2 protein-coding genes are annotated in these 20,963 nt (G+C 74.1%); both read left to right on the plus strand.

Annotated features, from left to right (window positions below; genetic code table 11):
- The first annotated feature begins 7 nt into the window (after positions 1-7).
- Positions 8-19,582, plus strand: a complete 19,575-nt coding sequence (locus GA0070606_RS29180; RefSeq protein ID WP_091108351.1) for a type I polyketide synthase — start codon at positions 8-10, stop codon at positions 19,580-19,582.
- A 238-nt stretch (positions 19,583-19,820) separates the two neighbouring features.
- A complete protein-coding gene (locus GA0070606_RS29185; protein ID WP_091106413.1) occupies positions 19,821-20,681 on the plus strand; it encodes a metallophosphoesterase family protein in 861 nt (286 codons plus the stop codon).
- The last annotated feature ends 282 nt before the right edge of the window (positions 20,682-20,963 follow it).

Here is a 20,963-nt window from a genome sequence, read left to right on the forward strand (position 1 = left end):
CATCCCGATGGCGAACGAAGCCAAGCTCCGCGAGTACCTCAAGCGCGTCACCGCTGACCTGCACGAAACCAGCGAACGCCTGCGGGCCGTCGACGAGCAGAACCACGAGCCCGTCGCGATCGTGGGGATGAGCTGTCGCTACCCGGGCGGGGTGCACAGCCCCGAGGCGCTGTGGCGGCTGGTCGAGTCCGGCACCGACGCCGTCACGGAGTTCCCGGCCGACCGGGGCTGGGACGTGGCGAACCTCTACGACCCCGACCCCGACGCGCACGGCAGGTCGTACACCCGCGAGGGCGGCTTCCTGCACGACGCCGGCGAGTTCGACGGCGGGTTCTTCGGCATCTCCCCCCGGGAGGCCCTGGCGATGGACCCGCAGCAGCGCCTGCTGCTGGAGGTCGCCTGGGAGGCCGTCGAGCGGGCCGGGATCGCCGCCGACTCGCTCAAGGGCAGCCGCACCGGCGTCTTCACCGGCGTCATGTACCACGACTACGTCTCCCGCCTGGACGGCGTGCCGGAGGAGGTCGAGGCGTTCGTCGGCACCGGCAACCACGGCAGCGTCGTCTCCGGCCGGATCGCCTACACCTTCGGCTTCGAGGGCCCGGCCGTCACCGTCGACACCGCCTGCTCGTCCTCGCTGGTGGCGCTGCACCTCGCCGTCCAGGCCCTGCGCTCCGGCGAGTGCACCCTCGCGCTGGCCGGCGGCGTCACCGTCATGTCCAGCCCCGACACGTTCATCGGCTTCAGCCGCCAGCGCGGACTGTCCCCGGACGGGCGGTGCAAGTCCTTCGCCGCCGCCGCCGACGGCACCGGCTGGAGCGAGGGCGCCGGGCTGCTGCTGCTGGAACGGCTCTCCGACGCCCAGCGCAACGGCCACCCCGTGCTCGCCGTGGTGCGCGGCACCGCCGTCAACTCCGACGGCGCCTCCAACGGCCTCACCGCCCCGCACGGCCCGTCGCAGCAGCGGGTGATCCGCCAGGCCCTCGCCAACGCCCGGCTCGCCCCGGCCGACGTCGACGCCGTCGAGGCCCACGGCACCGGCACCCGCCTCGGCGACCCCATCGAGGCGCAGGCGCTGCTCGCCACGTACGGCCGCGACCGGGCCGCCGACCAGCCCCTCTGGCTCGGCTCGATCAAGTCCAACCTCGGCCACACCCAGGCCGCCGCCGGCGTCGCCGGCGTGATCAAGATGGTCATGGCGATGCGGCACGGCGTCCTGCCGAGGACCCTGCACGTCGACGAGCCGTCCCCCCACGTCGACTGGTCGGCCGGCGCGGTGAGCCTGCTCCGCGAGGCGCGCCCGTGGCCGCGCGGGACCCGGCCGATGCGCGCCGGCGTCTCCTCGTTCGGCGTCAGCGGCACCAACGCCCACGTCGTCGTCGAGGCCGCCCCGCCCGCGCCGCAGCCGCCCGCCGACGCCGTCGCCGGCCCCGACCCGATGCCGTGGGTCGTCTCCGCGCGCAGCGCCGCCGCCCTCACCGCCCAGGCCGACCGGCTGCGCTCCTGGCTCGCCGAGCACCCCGACGCCGCGCCGGCCGCCGTCGGCCGGGCGCTGGCCACCGGACGGTCCGCACTGGAGCACCGGGCCGTGGTGCTCGGTACCGACCGGGACGACCTGGTCGCCGGGCTCGGCGCGCTGGCCGACGGCGTCCCGGCGGCGTCCGTGCGGCGCGGGGTCGCCAGCCCCACCCGCGTCGCCGTGCTCTGCACCGGCCAGGGCGCCCAGCGCGTCGGCATGGGCCGGCAGTTGTACGCGGCGTTCCCGGCCTTCGCCGAGGCGTTCGACGCCGCCTGCGCCGAGCTGGACAGGCACCTCGACCGGCCCCTGCGCGAGGCCCTCGACGGCCCCGCCGACCTGCTCGACCGCACCGGAAACGCCCAGGCGGCGCTGTTCGCCGTCGAGGTGGCGGCCTACCGGCTCGTCGAGTCCTGGGGCGTCGTGCCGGACTTCGTGGCCGGCCACTCGGTCGGCGAGGTCGCCGCCGCGCACGTCGCCGGCGTGCTGTCGCTGCCCGACGCCGCCCGCCTGGTCGCCGCCCGGGGCACCCTGATGCAGGCGCTGCCCACCGGCGGCGCCATGGTGTCGATCCGCGCCACGGAGGCCGAGGTGCGCCAGCACCTCGACACCGCCGCCGAGGCCGCCGGCGCCGGGCTGGCCGCCGTCAACGGCCCGGAGTCCGTCGTCGTCTCCGGCGACGAGGACGCCGTGCTGGCCGTCGCCGCACACTTCGCGGCCCTGGGCCGCAGCACGAAGCGGCTGCGGGTCAGCCACGCGTTCCACTCCGCCCGGATGGACCCGATGCTCGACGCGTTCGGCGACGTGCTCGGGCAACTGACCTTCGCCGCGCCCCGGATCCCCGTGGTCTCCACCGTGACGGGCGCGGTGCTCGACCCCGACGAGGTGCGCTCCCCGGCGTACTGGCTGCGCAACGTCCGCGACACCGTCCGCTTCGACGCGGCCGTGACCACCCTGCGCGAACTCGGGGTGGGCGCGTACGTCGAGGTGGGCCCGGGCGGCGTGCTCTCCGCGCTCACCCAGGAGATCGTCGGCACCGACCAGGCGGTGTGCGCCCCGATGCTGCGCGCCGACCACGACGAGGCGGCGACCGCGCTGGCCGCCGCCGCCACCGTGTGGGCGCGGGGCGTGCCGGTGGACTGGGCCGCCCTGTTCGCCGGCCCGCCCGCGCCCGTCGACCTGCCCACGTACGCGTTCCAGCGCGAACGCTACTGGCTGCTGCCGCTGCCGCAGCCCGCCGACGTGACCGCCGCCGGGCTGACGCCGACCGGCCACCCGCTGCTCGGCGCGGTGTTCCGCTCCGCCGACGGCGACGAGGTGACGCTCACCGGCCGGCTGTCCGTGGAGACCCAGCCCTGGCTGGCCGAGCACGCCGTACGCGACGTGCTGCTCTTTCCCGGCACCGGCTTCGTGGAACTGGCGTTGCGGCTCGGCGCGGAGGTCGGCGCGGACCGGCTCGCCGAGCTGACCCTCCAGGCGCCGCTGGTGCTGCCCGAGACCGGCGGCGTCGACGTGCAGGTCGCCGCCGAGCGCACCGGCGGCGGATCGTGGCGGCTCACCGTCCATGCCCGCCGCTCCGGCACCGACGACCTGTGGGTGCGGCACGCCACCGGCCTGCTCACCCCGGAACCGGGGGAGGACGGCACCCCGCTGACGGCCTGGCCGCCGGCCGGCGCCACCGCCCTCGACGTGTCCGAGCTGACCGGGCGGGCGGCACAGGCCGGGTTCGCGTACGGCCCGGCCTTCTCCGGGCTGCGCGCCGCCTGGCGGGTCGGGGCCGACGTGTACGCCGAGGTGGCGCTGCCCGGGCCGGCGGCCGACGAGGCCGGCGCGTACGGGCTGCACCCGGCGCTGCTCGACGCCGCCGTGCAGGCGGTCGGGCTGGGCATCGTCGGCCCCGGCGAGGCCCGGCTGCCGTTCGCCTGGTCGGACGTGACGCTGTCCGCCCACGGCGCCGCCACGCTGCGCGTACGCCTGACCCCCACCGGAGTGGACACGGTGGCCATGCTGGTCGCCGACGCGGCCGGTGACCCGGTCGCCCGGGTCGGGGCCCTGGTGCTGCGGCCCCTGCCGGCGGGGGACCTCATCTCCGGCGGGTCCCCGTGGCGTCGCTCGCTGTTCCGCCTCGACTGGCCCCGGCACGCCGGCGGTGCCGGCGGCGCCGCCGACGGCACGAGCTGGGCGGTGCTCGGCGACCGTCCCGCGCCGCTGCCCGCCGACCTGCCCGTCGCCCGGCACGCCGACCTCGACGCGTTGCTCGCCGCCGGGGTCCCCGACGTGGTGCTGCTCCCGGTGGCCGGCGCCGCCGCGACCGGCCCCGGCCCGGTCCACGACCTGCTCGCCGAGGTCCTCGCCGTGCTCCAGGGCTGGCTCGCCGCCGAGCGGCACACCGGCGGTTCCCGGCTGGTCGTCCTCACCAGCGGCGCCGTCGCCGTGGACGACGACGCGGACGTCACCGACCTGGCCGGTGCCGCCGTGTGGGGCCTGCTGCGCTCCGCGCAGGCCGAGCACCCCGGCCGCTTCCTGGTCGTCGACGCCGACGACCGGGAGCCCTCGGCGGCCGCCCTCGCCGGCCTGCTGCGCACCGACGAGCCGCAGGCGGCGGTACGCGACGGCGTGGTGCGCGTGCCCCGCCTCGTCGCCGCCCCGGAACCCGACGCGCCGGCACCGGCGCTCGACCCGGAGGGCACGGTGCTGGTCACCGGCGGCACCGGCGCCCTCGGCGCGCTGACCGCCCGCCACCTGGTCACCCGGCACGGCGTCCGCCACCTGGTGCTGACCAGCCGGCGCGGGGCCGACGCCGAAGGCGCCGCCGATCTGCTCGCCGACCTCGCCGACCTGGGCGCCACCGCGACGGTCGAGGCGTGCGACGCCGCCGACCGGGCCGCCCTCGCCACGCTGCTGGAGCGGATCGACCCGGCGCATCCGCTCACCGGCGTGGTGCACACCGCCGGCGTGCTGGCCGACCGCACCCTGACCTCGCTGACCGCCGAGTCCCTCGCCGACGTGCTGGGGCCGAAGGTGGACGCCGCCGCGAACCTGCACGAGCTGACCGCCGGCAGCGGGCTGGCCCTGTTCGTCACCTACTCGTCGGCGGCGGGCGTCACGGGCAGCCCCGGCCAGGCCAACTACGCGGCGGCCAACGCCTTCCTGGACGCGCTCGCCCACCGGCGGCGCGCATCGGGCCTCCCCGCGCACTCCCTGGCCTGGGGGCCGTGGGCCGGATCGGGCGGCGGCATGACCGCCGGCCTCGACCGGGCCGACACCGACCGGCTGGCCCGCGCGGGCGTCCGGCCGCTCCCCGAGGCGGACGGCCTCGCCCTCCTCGACGCCGCCCTGTCGACCGGCCTGCCCACGACGGTGCCGATGGCGCTGGACGGGCCGGCGCTGCGCGCCCAGGCCGAGGCGGGCACCCTGCCGTCGGTCCTGCGCGGCCTGGTCCGGGCGCCCCGGCGCCGCGCCGCCCGGTCCGGGCCGGCGGAGACCGCCGCCCTGACCGAACGGCTCGCCGGGCTCGACCGCGAGGAGCGCGCCGCAGCCCTGCTGCGGCTCGTCCTCGACCAGGTCGCGGCGGTGCTGGGGTACGCCGACGCCGCGGCCGTCGAGGCCGCCCGCCCGTTCACCGAGCTGGGCTTCGACTCGCTGACCGCCGTCGAGTTGCGCAACCGGCTGGGCGCGGTCACCGGCCTGCGCCTGCCCGCGACCCTGATCTTCGACCACCCGACCCCGCTCGCCCTCGCCGAGCACCTGGACGCCGAGACCGGAACCGACGCCGGCGCGCTGCCGGCCCCGGTCGCCGCCGTCGCGGCGCTCGACGAGCCCATCGCGATCGTCGGCATGAGCTGCCGCTACCCCGGCGGCGTACGCAGCCCCGAGCAACTGTGGGACCTCCTCGTCTCCGGTGGCGACGGCATCACCGGCTTCCCGGCCGACCGCGGCTGGGACGTCGAGGACCTGTACGACCCGTCGGGCGCGCGCCGGGGCAGCAGCTACGCCCGCGAGGGCGGCTTCCTGACCGACGCCGGCGACTTCGACGCCGACCTGTTCAAGATCTCGCCGCACGAGGCCCTCGCCATGGACCCGCAGCAGCGCCTGCTGCTGGAGACCTCGTGGGAGGCGCTCGAGGACGCCCGGATCGATCCGCTCGCGCTGCGGGGCCGCCCCGTCGGCGTGTTCGCCGGCATGATGTACCACAACCACGCCGCCGGGCTGGCCGACGTTCCGGAGACCCTCGACGGCTACCTCGGCGTCGGCACGGCCAGCAGCGTGCTCTCGGGTCGGGTGGCGTACTCGTTCGGGTTCGAGGGGCCGGCGGTGACGGTGGACACGGCGTGTTCGTCGTCGCTGGTCGCTCTGCACCTGGCGGTGCAGGCGCTGCGGTCCGGGGAGTGCGACCTCGCCCTGGCCGGCGGCGTCACCGTCATGGCGACGCCCGAGACGTTCATCGACTTCTCCCGCCAGCGGGGCATGGCCCCCGACGGCCGGTGCAAGTCGTTCTCCGACGCGGCGGACGGCACCGGCTGGTCCGAGGGCGTCGGCGTGCTGCTGGTGCAGCGGCTGTCGGACGCGCGGCGGGACGGCCGCCGGATCCTGGCGGTGGTGCGAGGCACGGCGGTGAATCAGGATGGTGCGTCGAACGGGTTGACGGCGCCGAACGGCCCCTCGCAGCAGCGGGTGATCCGGCAGGCCCTCGCCAACGCCCGGCTGGGGGTCGCCGACGTCGACGTGGTGGAGGCGCACGGCACGGGTACGACGTTGGGCGACCCGATCGAGGCGCAGGCCCTGCTCGCCACGTACGGGCAGGATCGCGACGAGCCCTTCCTGCTGGGCTCGGTGAAGTCGAACATCGGTCACACGCAGGCGGCTGCGGGGGTGGCCGGGATCATCAAGATGATCTTGGCGATGCGGCACGGTGTGGTGCCGGCGACCCTGCACGTGGACGCGCCGTCGTCGCACGTGGACTGGTCGTCGGGTGCGGTGGAGCTGGTGACCGAGTCTCGGCGGTGGCCGGGCGTGGGTCGTGCGCGTCGCGCGGGCGTGTCGTCGTTCGGCATCTCGGGAACCAACGCGCACGTGATCATCGAGCAGCCGGAGCCGGCTGCTGTGGCGCTGCCGGCGGACGGGGCGGCGGTCGCGGAGTCCGCCGTGGCGTCGGTCGTGCGGGTGCCGGTGCCGTGGGTGGTGTCGGGACGCTCCGAGCGGGGTCTGGCGGGTCAGGCGGCGCGGCTGGCGTCGTTCGTGCGGGAGCGGTCCGATCTCGCGGCGGTGGATGTGTCGTGGTCGTTGGCGACGACCCGGGCGGCGTTGGAGCACCGTGCGGTGGTGTGGGGCCGGGACGCGGACGAGTTGGTGGCCGGTTTGTCGGCGGTCGCCGAGGGTCGGTCGGCGGTGTCGGGTGTGGTGTCGGCGGGCCGTCGGGCGGTGTTGTTCACGGGTCAGGGTTCGCAGCGTGCGGGCATGGGCCGCGAGCCGTACGAGGCGTTCCCGGTCTTCGCGTCGGCGTTCGACGCGGTGTGCGCGCACTTCGACGGTCTGTTGCCGCGTCCACTGCGGGAGGTGGTGTTCGCCGAGGCGGGCAGTGCCGACGCCGACCTGGTGGACCAGACCGTCTTCGCGCAGGCTGGTCTGTTCGCGGTCGAGGTGGCGTTGTGGGAGTTGCTCGCCTCGTGGGGTGTGCGGGCCGACTTCCTGGCGGGTCACTCGATCGGTGAGGTGACTGCCGCGTACGTGGCGGGGATGGTGTCGCTGCCGGACGCGTGCACGCTGGTGGCGGCGCGGGGCAGGTTGATGCAGGCGTTGCCGGCCGGTGGGGTGATGGCGGCGGTCGGCGCGTCGGAGGCCGATGTGCGCGACGTCATCGATGCTGCGCGTGCAGCGGTGGACGTGGCGGCGGTGAACGGGCCGGCGTCGGTGGTGGTGTCGGGTGGCGCCGAAGAGGTTGCGTCGGTGGTGGCGTCCTGCCGTGGGCGGGGCTGGCGGGTCAAGGAGTTGTCGGTCAGTCACGCGTTTCACTCGCGGTTGATGGAGCCGATGCTGGACGAGTTCGCGTCGGTGGTGGCGGGGCTGTCGTGGCAGCCGCCGAGGATCCCGGTCGTGTCGAACGTGACGGGTGCGGTGGCGGACGCGGGGGAGATCACCGACCCCGGCTACTGGGTGCGGCATGTGCGGCAGGCGGTGCGGTTCGCCGACGGGGTGGCGGCTCTGCGGGCACAGGGTGTCGACACGTTCCTGGAGGTGGGTCCGGATGCGACGTTGACGGCGATGGTGGCGGAGATCGTCGCGGATGCCGGTGTGCGGCGGGTTGCGGCGTCGCGGCGGGATCAGTCGGAGGTCGCCGCGCTGGCGTCCGCGTTGGGGCAGTTGTGGGTGGCGGGTGTGCCGGTGGACTGGGCGGCGTACCACGGGCAGACCGGCGCCCGGCCGCGCGTGGTCGACCTGCCCACGTACGCCTTCGATCATCGGCGCTACTGGATCAATGCGGGGACGCGGTCCTACCGGCCGCCGGTCGCGGGGCGTACCGAGGCCGACGAGGACTTCTGGCGGGCCATCGAGGCGGAGGACGTCGCGAGCCTCGCCGCGAGCCTCGCCGTCGACGCGGACGCCCCGCTCGCGGACGTGCTGCCGGCGCTGACCGCCTGGCGGCGCCGCCGAGACGCCGAGGCCACCCTCGACTCGTGGCGCTACCGGGTGACGTGGCACCCGCTCACCGACGAACCCGCCGACACCGGGCCGGCCGACTTCCTGCTCGTCGTACCGGCCGACGCGAACGCGACCGTGACGGACTGGATGACCGCCCTCGGCGCGGACGGCGCGCGGGTCGTCCGGGTCGACGCCGCGTGCGACCGCAAGCGCATCGCCCACGACCTCGTCCAGGCCTCCGTCGGGCACGCCGGCGACCCGCTGCCCGTGCTCTCCCTCCTCGCGATCGACGACCGGCCGTACGCCGAATCCGTTCCGGCCGGGCTCGCGGGCACCATCGCGCTCGCCCAGGCAATCGGGGACGCCGGGATCGCCGCCCGACTCTGGATCGCCACCCGCGGCGCGGTCTCCATCGGCGCCCGCGACCGGCTCGTCGACCCCGTGCAGGCGATGGCGTGGGGCTTCGGCAGCGTGCTGCGGGCCGAGCACCCGCACCGCTGGGGCGGCCTCGTCGACCTGCCCGAGCAGCCGGCACAGGGCGTCGCGCACAGGATCCGTACGCTCATCGGCGGCACCGGCCGGGAGGACGAGGTCGCCCTGCGCCAGGCCGGCGCGCACGCCCGCAGACTGGTACGCGCGGACCGGGACGCCCGCCCGCGCCGTTCCTGGACGCCGCGCGGCACGGTGCTGGTCACCGGCGGCACCGGCGCCCTCGGTGGGCACGTCGCCCGGGCGTTGGCCGGCGACGGCGCCGAACACCTCCTGCTGGTCAGCCGGCGCGGTGCCGAGGCGCCGGGCGCCGCCGCGCTCGCCGACGAACTCACCGGGCTCGGCAGCCGGGTCACCGTGGCGTCCTGTGACGTGGCCGACCGGGCCGCGCTCGCGGCGCTGCTCGACTCGGTCCCCGACGAGCTTCCGCTGACCGCCGTCGTGCACACCGCCGCCGCCCTCGACGACAACGTGATCGACGCGGTCAGCGTCGACCAGCTCGCCACCGCGCTGCGGGCGAAGGTCGACGCCGCGCGCAACCTGGACGAACTGACCCGGGGCCAGGACCTCTCCGCGTTCGTCCTCTTCTCCTCGCTCGCCGGTCTCCTGGGCGCCGCCGGTCAGGCGACCTACGCGCCCGGCAACGCCTTCCTCGACGCCCTGGCGCAGCGGCGTCGCGCCGAGGGGCTGCCGGGGACCTCGCTCGCCTGGGGCCTCTGGGCCGACGGCGGGGTGAGCGCCGGCGAGTTCGAGCGGCGCCTGCGCCGCACCGGGTTCGGCGCGATGGCGCCGGAGACCGCCGTGCGCGCCCTCACCCGGGCGCTGGACCGCGACGAGACGTACGTCGTGGTGGCCGACATCGACTGGGCCCGGGCGGCCGCCGCCGGTCGACGGCACGCCCCGCTGGTCCGGGACCTGCTGGCCGACGCGGGCCCGGCGGCGGCAGCCGCCTCCGCGCCGGCGGCCGACCTGCGCCTCCGCCTGTCCGGAATGTCCGGCACCGAGCAGCTGCACGCGCTCCGCGAGCTCGTCCGCGCCGAGGTGGCGGCCGTGCTGGGGCACGAGTCCGCCGACCGGGTGGCGCCGGAGCGGGCCTTCCAGGACCTGGGCTTCACCTCGCTGGCGGCGGTCGAGCTGCGGAACCGGCTCGACGCGGCCACCGGCCTCACGCTGCCCAGCACGCTCGCGTTCGACTACCCGAACTCGACAGTCCTCGCCGGGCACATCCACGCCGAACTGCTCGGCGGCCAGGTACTTCCCGCCGCCGCCACCGTGACCGGTCCCGTCGTGGATGACGACCCGATCGTCATCGTCGGCATGGGCTGCCGTTTCCCCGCCGGAGCCGAGTCGCCCGACGGGCTCTGGAGCCTGCTGACGGCCGGCGTCGACGCGATGTCGCCCTTCCCGACCAACCGGCACTGGGACCTGGCGTCGCTGACCGGCCCCGATGCCGAGGGGGACGGCCACTCCTACGTCACCCGTGGCGCGTTCCTGGCCGACGCGGGCGGCTTCGACGCCGACTTCTTCGGAATCTCGCCCCGCGAGGCACTCGCCATGGACCCGCAGCAGCGGCTCCTGCTGGAGGTCACCTGGGAGGCGTTCGAGGACGCCCGGATCGAGCCCCTCGCGCTGCGCGGCAGCCGCGTCGGAGTGTTCGCCGGCACCAACGGACAGGACTACGAGACCGTCGTGCGCCAGGCCGGCGAGTCCCTCACCGGGTTCGGCGCGACCGGCGCCTCCGCGAGCGTGCTGTCGGGCCGGGTGGCGTACTCGTTCGGCTTCGAGGGGCCGGCGGTGACGGTGGACACCGCGTGTTCGTCGTCGCTGGTGGCGCTGCACCTGGCCGTGCAGGCGCTGCGGTCCGGCGAGTGCGACCTGGCCCTCGCGGGCGGCGTGACGGTGATGGCGACGCCGGGCGCCTTCATCGAGTTCTCCCGGCAGGGCGGACTCTCGGCGGACGGCCGCTGCAAGGCGTTCGCCGAGTCTGCGGACGGCACCGCGTGGGGCGAGGGCGTCGGCGTCCTGGTCGTGCAGCGGCTGTCGGACGCGCGGCGGGACGGTCGGCGGGTCCTGGCGGTGGTCCGGGCCACGGCGGTGAACTCCGACGGTGCGTCGAACGGGTTGACGGCGCCGAACGGCCCGTCGCAGCAGCGGGTGATCCGGCAGGCGCTCGCGTCGGCGGGGTTGTCGGCCGCCGACGTGGACGTGGTGGAGGCGCACGGTACGGGCACCACCCTTGGCGATCCGATCGAGGCGCAGGCGTTGCTCGCGACGTACGGGCAGGGTCGGGACGGCCACGAGCCGTTGTTGTTGGGTTCGGTGAAGTCGAACATCGGTCACGCGCAGGCGGCTGCCGGGGTGGCCGGCGTGATCAAGATGGTCCTGGCGATGCGGCACGGGGTGGTGCCGGCGACGCTGCACGTCGACGCGCCGTCGTCGCACGTGGACTGGGCGTCCGGTGCGGTGGAGTTGGTGACCGAGACGCGGGACTGGCCGGCGGTGGGGCGTCCGCGTCGGGCGGGTGTGTCGTCGTTCGGCATCTCCGGCACCAACGCGCACGTGATCATCGAGCAGCCGGAGCCGGGTCTTGCGGCGCCGACTGCGGGCGAGGTGGTGGCTGCGGAGCCCGCGGCCCCGCTGGGTGCGGCGCTGGTGGAGTCGGTGCCGGCGGTGGGCGGCGAAACCGGTTGGACCGGGTCGGCGGACGCGGAGTCGGAGACCGTCGCGGCGCCAGCCGTGGGCGTGCCGGTGCCGTGGGTGGTGTCGGCGCGTTCGGAGCGGGGTCTGGTGGGTCAGGCGGCGCGGTTGGTGTCGTTCGTGCGGGGCGGGTCTGGTCTTGGTGTGGTGGATGTGTCGTGGTCGTTGGTGGTGTCGCGGGCGGCGTTGGAGCACCGTGCGGTGGTGTGGGGCTCGGACGTCGATGAGTTGGTCGCGGGTTTGTCGGCTGTCGTCGAGGGTCGGTTGTCGGGTGTGGTGTCGGCGGGTCGTCGGGCGGTGTTGTTCACGGGTCAGGGTTCGCAGCGTGCGGGCATGGGTCGGGAGTTGTACGGGGCGTTTGCGGTGTTCGCGTCGTCGTTCGACGGGGTGTGTCGGGAGATTGATCCGCTGTTGCCGCGTCCGTTGCGTGAGGTGGTGTTCGCGGAGCCGGGCACGTCCGACGCTGGTCTGGTGGATCAGACGGTGTTTGCGCAGGCGGGGTTGTTCGCGGTGGAGGTGGCGTTGTGGGAGTTGTTGGCGTCGTGGGGTGTGCGGGCGGATTTCTTGGCGGGTCATTCGATCGGTGAGGTGACGGCGGCGTATGTGGCGGGGATGTTGTCGCTGTCGGATGCGTGTGTTCTGGTGGCGGCGCGGGGTCGGTTGATGCAGGCGTTGCCGGCTGGTGGGGTGATGGCGGCGGTCGGTGCGTCGGAGGAGGCTGTCGCCGAGCTGGTCGGTGTGACCGGTGCTGCGGTGGATGTGGCGGCGGTGAACGGTCCGGCGTCGGTGGTGGTGTCGGGGGCTGCCGGTGAGGTGGCGTCGGTGGTGGCAACCTGTCGTGGGCGGGGGTGGCGGGTCAAGGAGTTGTCGGTCAGTCATGCGTTCCATTCGCGCCTGATGGATCCGATGCTGGACGAGTTCCGGGCGGTGGTGGCGGGGCTGGACTGGCGGGTGCCTCGGGTGCCGGTCGTGTCGAACGTGACCGGTGTGGTCGCGGATCCGTTGGAACTGGTGGATCCGGAGTACTGGGTGCGGCACGTACGTCAGCCGGTGCGGTTCGCCGACGGGGTGGCGGCGTTGCGGCAGCAGGGTGTCGACACGTTCCTGGAGGTCGGCCCGGACGCGACGTTGACCGCGATGGTGGCGGAGATCGTCGCCGACGTGCGGCGGATCCCGACGGCGCGACGGGACCAGGCGGAGGTCGGCGCGCTGACCGCCGCCGTCGGGCAGCTCTGGGTGGCCGGTGTCGCGGTGGACTGGGCGGCCTACCACGGGCAGATTGGCGCCCGGCCGCGCGTGGTCGACCTGCCCACGTACGCCTTCGACCACACCTGGTACTGGCCTGAGGCCGCCGTCCCGACCCGGCGGGACGCCCACGCCGACGCGCTCGACGGGCGGTTCTGGGCGGCCGTGGAGTCCGGCGACCCCGACCGGATCGGTGGCGAGTTGGGCGTCCGCGCGGACGAGCCGTTCAGCGAGGTCCTGCCGAAGCTCGCGCAGTGGCGGCGGTTTGCCCGGCAGAAGTCGACGGTGGACTCGTGGCGGTACCGGGTCGAGTGGCGGCCCGCGACCGTGGCCGCGCGCGACGGCCTGACCGGCACGTGGCTGGTGCTGATCGTCCCCGGTCAGGAGGACCACCCGCTGCTCGCCGGGCTGGCGGAGCGCGGCGCCGACGTGGTGCCGGTGGTGCTGGACGAGTGGGACCGCGACCGCATCGCCGGCCAGCTCACCGAGGCACGGGAGACCAGCGGGCCGGTCGCCGGCATGGTCTCCCTGCTGTCGCTGGCCGGCGCGGGCGTGGTCGAGGCACTGGCGGTGGCGCAGGCGCTGGCCGTGGCGACGGTCGACGCGCGCCTGTGGTGGCTGACCTCCGGCGCCGTCGCGGTGGACGACTCGGAGACCCCGGGCGACCTGGCGGGTGCGGCGGTGTGGGGTTTGGGTCGGGTGGTGGGTTTGGAGTTGCCGTTGCGGTGGGGTGGGTTGGTGGATGTGTCGGGTGGTTGGGGTGGGGTTGTGTGGGGTGGTTTGTGTGGGGTGTTGTCGGGTGTGTCTGGTGAGGATCAGGTGGCGGTGCGGTCGTCGGGTGTGTTTGTGCGGCGGTTGGTGCGGGCGGGTTCGGTGGGTTCGTCGGGTGGTTCTGGGTCCGGTGGTTTTCGGTTGTCGGGGACGGTGTTGGTGACGGGTGGTACGGGTGCGTTGGGTGGTCGGGTGGCGCAGTGGGCGGTGGGTGTGGGTGCGGAGCATGTGGTGTTGGTGTCGCGGTCTGGTGGTGGTGCGGTGGGTGTGGGTGAGTTGGTGGGGCGGTTGGAGGGGTTGGGTGTGCGGGTGTCGGTGGTGGCGTGTGATGTGGCGGATCGGGGTGCGGTGGCGGGGTTGTTGGGGGAGTTGGCGGGTCGTGGTGAGCGGTTGCGGGCGGTGGTGCATGCGGCGGGTGCGGGGCAGTTGACGTCGTTGGGTGAGGTGGGTGTGGGTGAGGTGGAGGAGGTGTTGCGGGCGAAGGTTGGTGGTGCGGTGGTGTTGGATGAGTTGACTGCTGGTTTGGATTTGGATGCGTTTGTGGTGTTTTCGTCGATTGCGGGGGTGTGGGGTTCGGCGGGTCAGGTGGGGTATGCGGCGGCGAATGCGTGTGTGGATGGGTTGGTGGGGTTGCGGCGTGGGCGTGGGTTGGTGGGGACGTCGGTGGCGTGGGGTCCGTGGGGTGAGGCGGGTATGGCGGTGGGGGTGGCGGGGGAGCAGTTGAGTCGGCGTGGTTTGCCGGGGATGGCTCCGGAGTTGGCGGTGGCGGCGTTGCAGCGGGTGTTGGAGGGTGGTGAGTCTCATGTGGTGGTGGCGGATGTGCGGTGGGAGCGGTTCGTGTCGTCGTTCACGGCGTTGCGGCCGTCTCGGTTGTTCACCGAGATCCCCGAGGCGCAGTTGGCCATCGAGGCGGCGGCCCGCACCGAGGACGGCCCCACCGACCAGGCTTCCGCCTTCCGACAGCGGTATGCCGCACTTACGCCGTCGGAGGCCGAGGCCGCCCTGCTCGACCTCGTACGGAGCCAGGTCGCCGCGGTGCTCGGCCATGCCACCGTGGAGGCGGTGCCGCCGGACCGGGCGTTCCAGCGTCTCGGCTTCGACTCGCTCACCGCGGTCGAGTTGCGCAACCGGCTGACCGCCGAGACGGGCCTCGCACTGCCCACCACGCTCGTCTTCGACCACCCGACGCCGGCCGCCCTGGTCGCCTTCATCCGGGAGACCGTGCTCGGCGCACCGGGCGACGCGCCGGCCGGGCGTACGGTCACCGTCGTCGACGACGACCCGATCGTCATCGTGGGCATGGGTTGCCGCCTCCCCGGCGGCGTCGGTTCGCCGGACGAGTTCTGGCAACTGCTCGCCACGGGGCGCGACGGCATCTCCGACTTCCCCCTCGACCGGGGCTGGGACGCGTTCCTCGGCGGCGGCCTGTCCGACACGTCCTTCGTCCGCACCGGCGGCTTCGTCTACGACGCCACCGAGTTCGACGCCGAGTTCTTCGGCATCTCGCCGCGCGAGGCCCTCGCCATGGACCCTCAGCAGCGGCTGCTGCTGGAGACCTCCTGGGAGGCCGTCGAGTCCGCCGGCATCGACCCGACCAGCCTGAAGGGAAGCGCGGTCGGCGTCTTCGCCGGCGCCAGCTTCCAGGGGTACGCCAGCGGGTCGGTCGGCCGCGCCCAGGAGGTCGGCGGTCACCTGCTCACCGGCAACGCGACCAGTGTGCTGTCGGGCCGGGTGGCGTACTCGTTCGGCTTCGAGGGGCCGGCGGTGACGGTGGACACCGCGTGTTCGTCGTCGCTGGTGGCGCTGCACCTGGCCGTGCAGGCGCTGCGGTCCGGCGAGTGCGACCTCGCCCTCGCGGGCGGCGTCTGCGTCATGGCGTCCCCGGCCACCTTCGCCGAGTTCTCGATCCAGGGCGGCCTGTCGGCCGACGGCCGGTGCAAGTCGTTCTCGGAGGACGCGGACGGCACCGGCTGGTCCGAGGGCGTGGGCATGTTGCTGGTGCAGCGGTTGTCGGACGCGCGGCGGGACGGTCGGCGGGTCCTGGCGGTGGTCCGGGCCACGGCAGTGAACCAGGACGGTGCGTCGAACGGGTTGACGGCGCCGAACGGCCCGTCGCAGCAGCGGGTGATCCGGCAGGCGCTCGCGTCGGCGGGGTTGTCGGCCGCCGACGTCGACGTGGTGGAGGCGCACGGGACCGGCACCAGGCTCGGTGACCCGATCGAGGCGCAGGCGTTGCTGGCGACGTACGGGCAGGGGCGTGGGGAGGCCGCGCCGCTGCTCCTCGGCTCGGTGAAGTCGAACATCGGCCACACCCAGGCCGCCGCCGGCGTGGCGGGGATCATCAAGATGGTCCTGGCGATGCGGCACGGGGTGGTGCCGGCGTCGTTGCACGTGGGCGAGCCGTCGTCGCATGTGGACTGGGCGTCGGGTGCGGTGGAGTTGGTCACCGAGACGCGGGACTGGCCGGGGGTGGGGCGTCCGCGTCGGGCGGGTGTGTCGTCGTTCGGCATCTCGGGCACGAACGCCCACGTGATCCTGGAGCACCCGGGGCCGGCGGCTGAGCTTGAGCCGGTGTCGGCGGTGCAGCCGGCGCCTGTGGCGGAAAAGCCCTCGGCGGTGGTGGTGGAGTCCGTGGCGGGGGAGGACTCTGCCTCGGCACCCGTTGCGCCAGCCGTGGGCGTGCCGGTGCCGTGGGTGGTGTCGGCGCGTTCGGAGCGGGGTCTGGTGGGTCAGGCGGCGCGGTTGGCGTCGTTCGTGCGGGAGCGTTCCGGCCTTTCCGTGGCGGATGTGTCGTGGTCGTTGGTGGTGTCGCGGGCGGCGTTGGAGCACCGTGCGGTGGTGTGGGGCTCGGACGTCGACGAGTTGGTCGCGGGTTTGTCGGCTGTCGCCGAGGGTCGGTCGGCGGTGTCGGGTGTGGTGTCGGCGGGTCGTCGGGCGGTGTTGTTCACGGGTCAGGGTTCGCAGCGTGTGGGCATGGGTCGGGAGTTGTACGGGGTGTTCCCGGTGTTCGCGTCGTCCTTCGACGCGGTGTGCGGGCACCTGGAAGGGCTGCTGCCGCGTCCGTTGCGTGAGGTGGTGTTCGCCGAGCCGGGCACGTCCGACGCTGGTCTGGTGGATCAGACGGTGTTTGCGCAGGCGGGGTTGTTCGCGGTGGAGGTGGCGTTGTGGGAGCTACTTGCTTCGTGGGGTGTGCGGGCGGATTTCTTGGCGGGTCATTCGATCGGTGAGGTGACGGCGGCGTATGTGGCGGGGATGTTGTCGCTGTCGGACGCGTGTGTTCTGGTGGCGGCGCGGGGTCGGTTGATGCAGGCGTTGCCGGCTGGTGGGGTGATGGCGGCGGTCGGTGCGTCGGAGGAGTCGGTCGTCGAGTTGATCGAACTCGTGGGCGTGGCGGTGGATGTTGCGGCGGTGAACGGTCCGGCGTCGGTGGTGGTGTCGGGGGCTGCCGGTGAGGTGGCGTCGGTGGTGGCGGCGTGTCGTGGGCGGGGGTGGCGGGTCAAGGAGTTGTCGGTCAGTCACGCGTTCCATTCGCGCCTGATGGATCCGATGCTGGACGAGTTCGCGTCGGTGGTGGCGGGGCTGGACTGGCAGCCGCCGAAGGTGCCGATCGTGTCGAACGTGACCGGCGCGGTGGCCGATGCCGCCGAGGTGACCGACCCGGGCTACTGGGTGCGGCACGTACGTCAGCCGGTGCGGTTCGCCGATGGTGTGGCGGCGTTGCGGGCGCAGGGGGTGGACACCTTCCTGGAGGTCGGCCCTGACGCGGTCCTCACCGCCATGGCCGCCGAGGCGGACACGGCCGACGATGTGCGGTACGTCGCCACGCTGCGCCGCAGCCAGCCCGACGTCACCACCCTCACCAATGCCGTCGGGCAGCTCTGGGCTGCCGGCGTGGCCGTCGACTGGAGGGCGTACCTCGGCCAGGCCGGTGCCCGGCCGCGCGCGGTGGACCTGCCCACGTACGCCTTCGACCGGCAGCGCTACTGGCTGGAGGATCCCCGGCCCGCCTCGCCCGGCGCGGGTGCCGTCACCCCGTCCGACGAGCAGTTCTGGGCGGCCGTCGAGTCCGGGGACCTCGGCGTGCTGGGCGAGGAGTTGGCGGTGGGCGCGGACGAGCCGTCCACGGCGCTGCTGCCCAAGCTCGCCCGGTGGCGGCGGGCGACGCAGCAGCGGGCCGCCGTCGACTCCTGGCGGTACCGGGCGACGTGGCGTACGGCAGACATGCCCGCCTCGGCGACGTTGGCGGGGACCTGGCTGCTGCTGATGGCGCCCGGGCAGGAGGACCACCCGGTGGCCGCGGAGCTGACGGCCCGTGCCGACCGCGCGGTACCGGTGCTGGTCCCGGCCGGCGCTGACCGTGACCGGGTGGCGCGGCTGCTGCGGGAGGCGATGGGATCCGACGACAGGGACGCCCACGTGGTGTCCCTGCTGTCGCTGGCCGACCCCCGGGAGCCGTCCACCACCCGGGAGCCGTCCACCACCCGGGAGCCGTCCACCTCTCCGGAGCCGGACGCCGTGCCGGCCGCCGCCGAGGTGACGACGGCGCTGGTCGTGGCGCAGGCGCTGACCGACGTCGGCGGGGCGGGCCGGCTGTGGTGGCTGACGCGCGGGGCGGTGTCGGTCGGCGGATCCGACGAGTTGACCGATGTCGCGGGTGCTGCGGTGTGGGGTTTGGGTCGGGTGGTGGGTTTGGAGGTGCCGTTGCGGTGGGGTGGTTTGGTGGATTTGCCGGGGTTGTTGGGTGGGGGTGTGTGGGGTTGGTTGTGTGGGGTGTTGTCGTCGGCTGGTGGTGAGGATCAGGTGGCGGTGCGGTCGTCGGGTGTGTTTGTGCGGCGGTTGGTGCGTGCGGGTTCTCCGACGGGTGTGGGTTCTGGGGCGGGTGTGGGTGCGGGTTCGGGTGGTTTCCGGTTGTCGGGGACGGTGTTGGTGACGGGTGGTACGGGTGCGTTGGGTGGTCGGGTGGCGCAGTGGGCGGTGGGTGTGGGTGCGGAGCATGTGGTGTTGGTGTCGCGGTCTGGTGGTGGTGCGGTGGGTGTGGGTGAGTTGGTGGGGCGGTTGGAGGGGTTGGGTGTGCGGGTGTCGGTGGTGGCGTGTGATGTGGCGGATCGGGGTGCGGTGGCGGGGTTGTTGGGGGAGTTGGCGGGTCGTGGTGAGCGGTTGCGGGCGGTGGTGCATGCGGCGGGTGCGGCGCAGTTGACGTCGTTGGGTGAGGTGGGTGTGGGTGAGGTGGAGGAGGTGTTGCGGGCGAAGGTTGGTGGTGCGGTGGTGTTGGATGAGTTGACTGCTGGTTTGGATTTGGATGCGTTTGTGGTGTTTTCGTCGATTGCGGGGGTGTGGGGTTCGGCGGGTCAGGTGGGGTATGCGGCGGCGAATGCGTTTTTGGATGGGTTGGTGGTGTCCCGGCGTGGGCGTGGGTTGGTGGGGACGTCGGTGGCGTGGGGTCCGTGGGCTGAGGCGGGTATGGCGGTGGGGGTGGCGGGGGAGCAGTTGAGTCGGCGTGGTTTGCCGGGGATGGCTCCGGAGTTGGCGGTGGCGGCGTTGCAGCGGGTGTTGGAGGGTGGTGAGTCTCATGTGGTGGTGGCGGATGTGCGGTGGGATCGGTTCGTGTCGTCGTTCACGGCGTTGCGTCCGTCGCGTCTGTTCACCGACATCCCCGAAGCACAGCCCGCACAAGCCGAGGAGACGCCGAAGGGCGAGGACCGCGGCGCGGCGTCGGCGCTGCGCGAGCGGCTCGCCGCCGCCTCCGGACCGGAGCGCGACCGCATCCTGCTCGACCTGGTCCGCGGCACCGCCGCGGCGGTGCTCGGCCACGCCACGCCGAGCGGGATCAGGCCCAGCCGTGGCTTCCTCGAACTGGGCTTCGACTCGCTCACGGCGGTCGAGCTGCGCAACCGGCTGACCGCCGCAACGGGCATCGGGCTGCCCGCCACCCTCGTCTTCGACCATCCCACCCCGAACGCGCTCGCCGGGCACCTGCGGGCCGAACTGGCGCCCGAGCAGCCGGCGTTGCCGATCGTGGCGGAGATCGAGCGCCTCGACCAGCTCCTCGGCGGCCTGCCCGGCGACCAGGTCGACGACGCGGTCATCGGCCGGCTGGAGGACCTGGTGGCCAGGTGGCGGGGACGACCCGCCGCCGTCGCGCCGGCGCCGGCCGCCGGGCAGGAGTTGGAGTCGGCGAGCCGGGAGGAGTTGTTCGACATCATCCAGCGCGAGTTCGGCAAGTCCTGACCGGACCCCGCAGGTCCCGACCGGACGCGAGGAGTCCCCGACGGCACCGGAAGCCGTGACCTGACCGGCGTCGGCCAGGTCACGGCCGCCTAGGGGTCCGCGCGGCCCGTCTAGGGGTGTGCCTGCGTGGACCCGGCTCCGTAGGGTCGGAGCCTGTCAGGCCGTTTCGCCATGCCCACCGGCGGCGAGCGGTGCGGATGTGGGTGCGTGCGGTGCCCCGGATGGACGGGAGGTCCGCATGGCCGGATCCGGCCTGCCTCAGTTGCTCGCCATCAGTGACCTGCACGTGGTCCACGCGGAGAACAAGGCCATCGTCGAGCGGCTGCGCCCGGAGCGGGACGGCGACTGGCTCATCGTCGCCGGGGACGTCGGCGAGTTCGTCGCCGACGTCGAGTGGGCGCTGGGACTGCTCAGCCGCCGCTTCGCCAAGGTGATCTGGGCCCCCGGCAACCACGAGCTGTGGACGCCCCGCGAGGACCCGGTGCAGCTGCGCGGGGACGCGCGCTACCAGCACCTGGTGCAGCTCTGCCGAGGTCTCGGGGTGGTCACCCCGGAGGACCCGTACCCCGTCTGGGATGCGCAGGGCGACGACCCGGTCCTCATCGCGCCGCTGTTCCTGCTCTACGACTACAGCTTCCGGCCGCCGGGGACGTACACGAAGGAGCAGGCCCTGGCGCGGGCCCACGAGGTCGGCGTGGTCTGCACCGACGAGATCCTGCTGCACCCGGACCCGTACCCGACGCGGGACGCCTGGTGCCGGGCGCGGCTGGCCCTGACCGAGCGTCGGCTCACGGCCGAACGCGGCGGCCTGCCCACCGTCCTGGTCAACCACTTCCCGCTCGTCCGCGAACCCACCCGGATCCTCCGCTACCCGGAGTTCGCGCAGTGGTGCGGCACCGAGGCCACCGCCGACTGGCACGTCCGCTTCGACGCCCGCGTCGCCGTCTACGGCCACCTGCACATCCCGCGCACCACCTGGTACGACGGGGTGCGGTTCGAAGAGGTGTCGGTCGGCTACCCACGGGAGTGGCGTCGCCGCTCGACGCCGCCGGGACGGCTGCGTCGCATCCTGCCCGCGGTCGCCGGACAGCCCGCCTGAGCGCCGTCGCAATGCTGGTCACCGCTTCGTCCGGGACCCGCCGCGACGGCCCTCACGGGCCAGTCGATCAGGGGTTCTCTAGGGGTTGGGCGCGTGATGGGCGCTCAGTACCGTCCAGTCACGGTGGCGGGCATGTGTCGGCGGGACGGCCCGGCGTGGCGGGCGCCTGAGCAGGCACGACAACCGGAATCAGGAACAGGTGTCGGGTTCGTGGCCGAGCGGCCGTGTCTCCCACCCACCTGTGCACGAGGCCGGTCCGTCGGCGGTGGTGTGGTCAACGAT

Origin of the sequence: Micromonospora citrea, assembly GCF_900090315.1 — a bacterium.
In the GTDB taxonomy this organism is placed as follows: domain Bacteria; phylum Actinomycetota; class Actinomycetes; order Mycobacteriales; family Micromonosporaceae; genus Micromonospora; species Micromonospora citrea.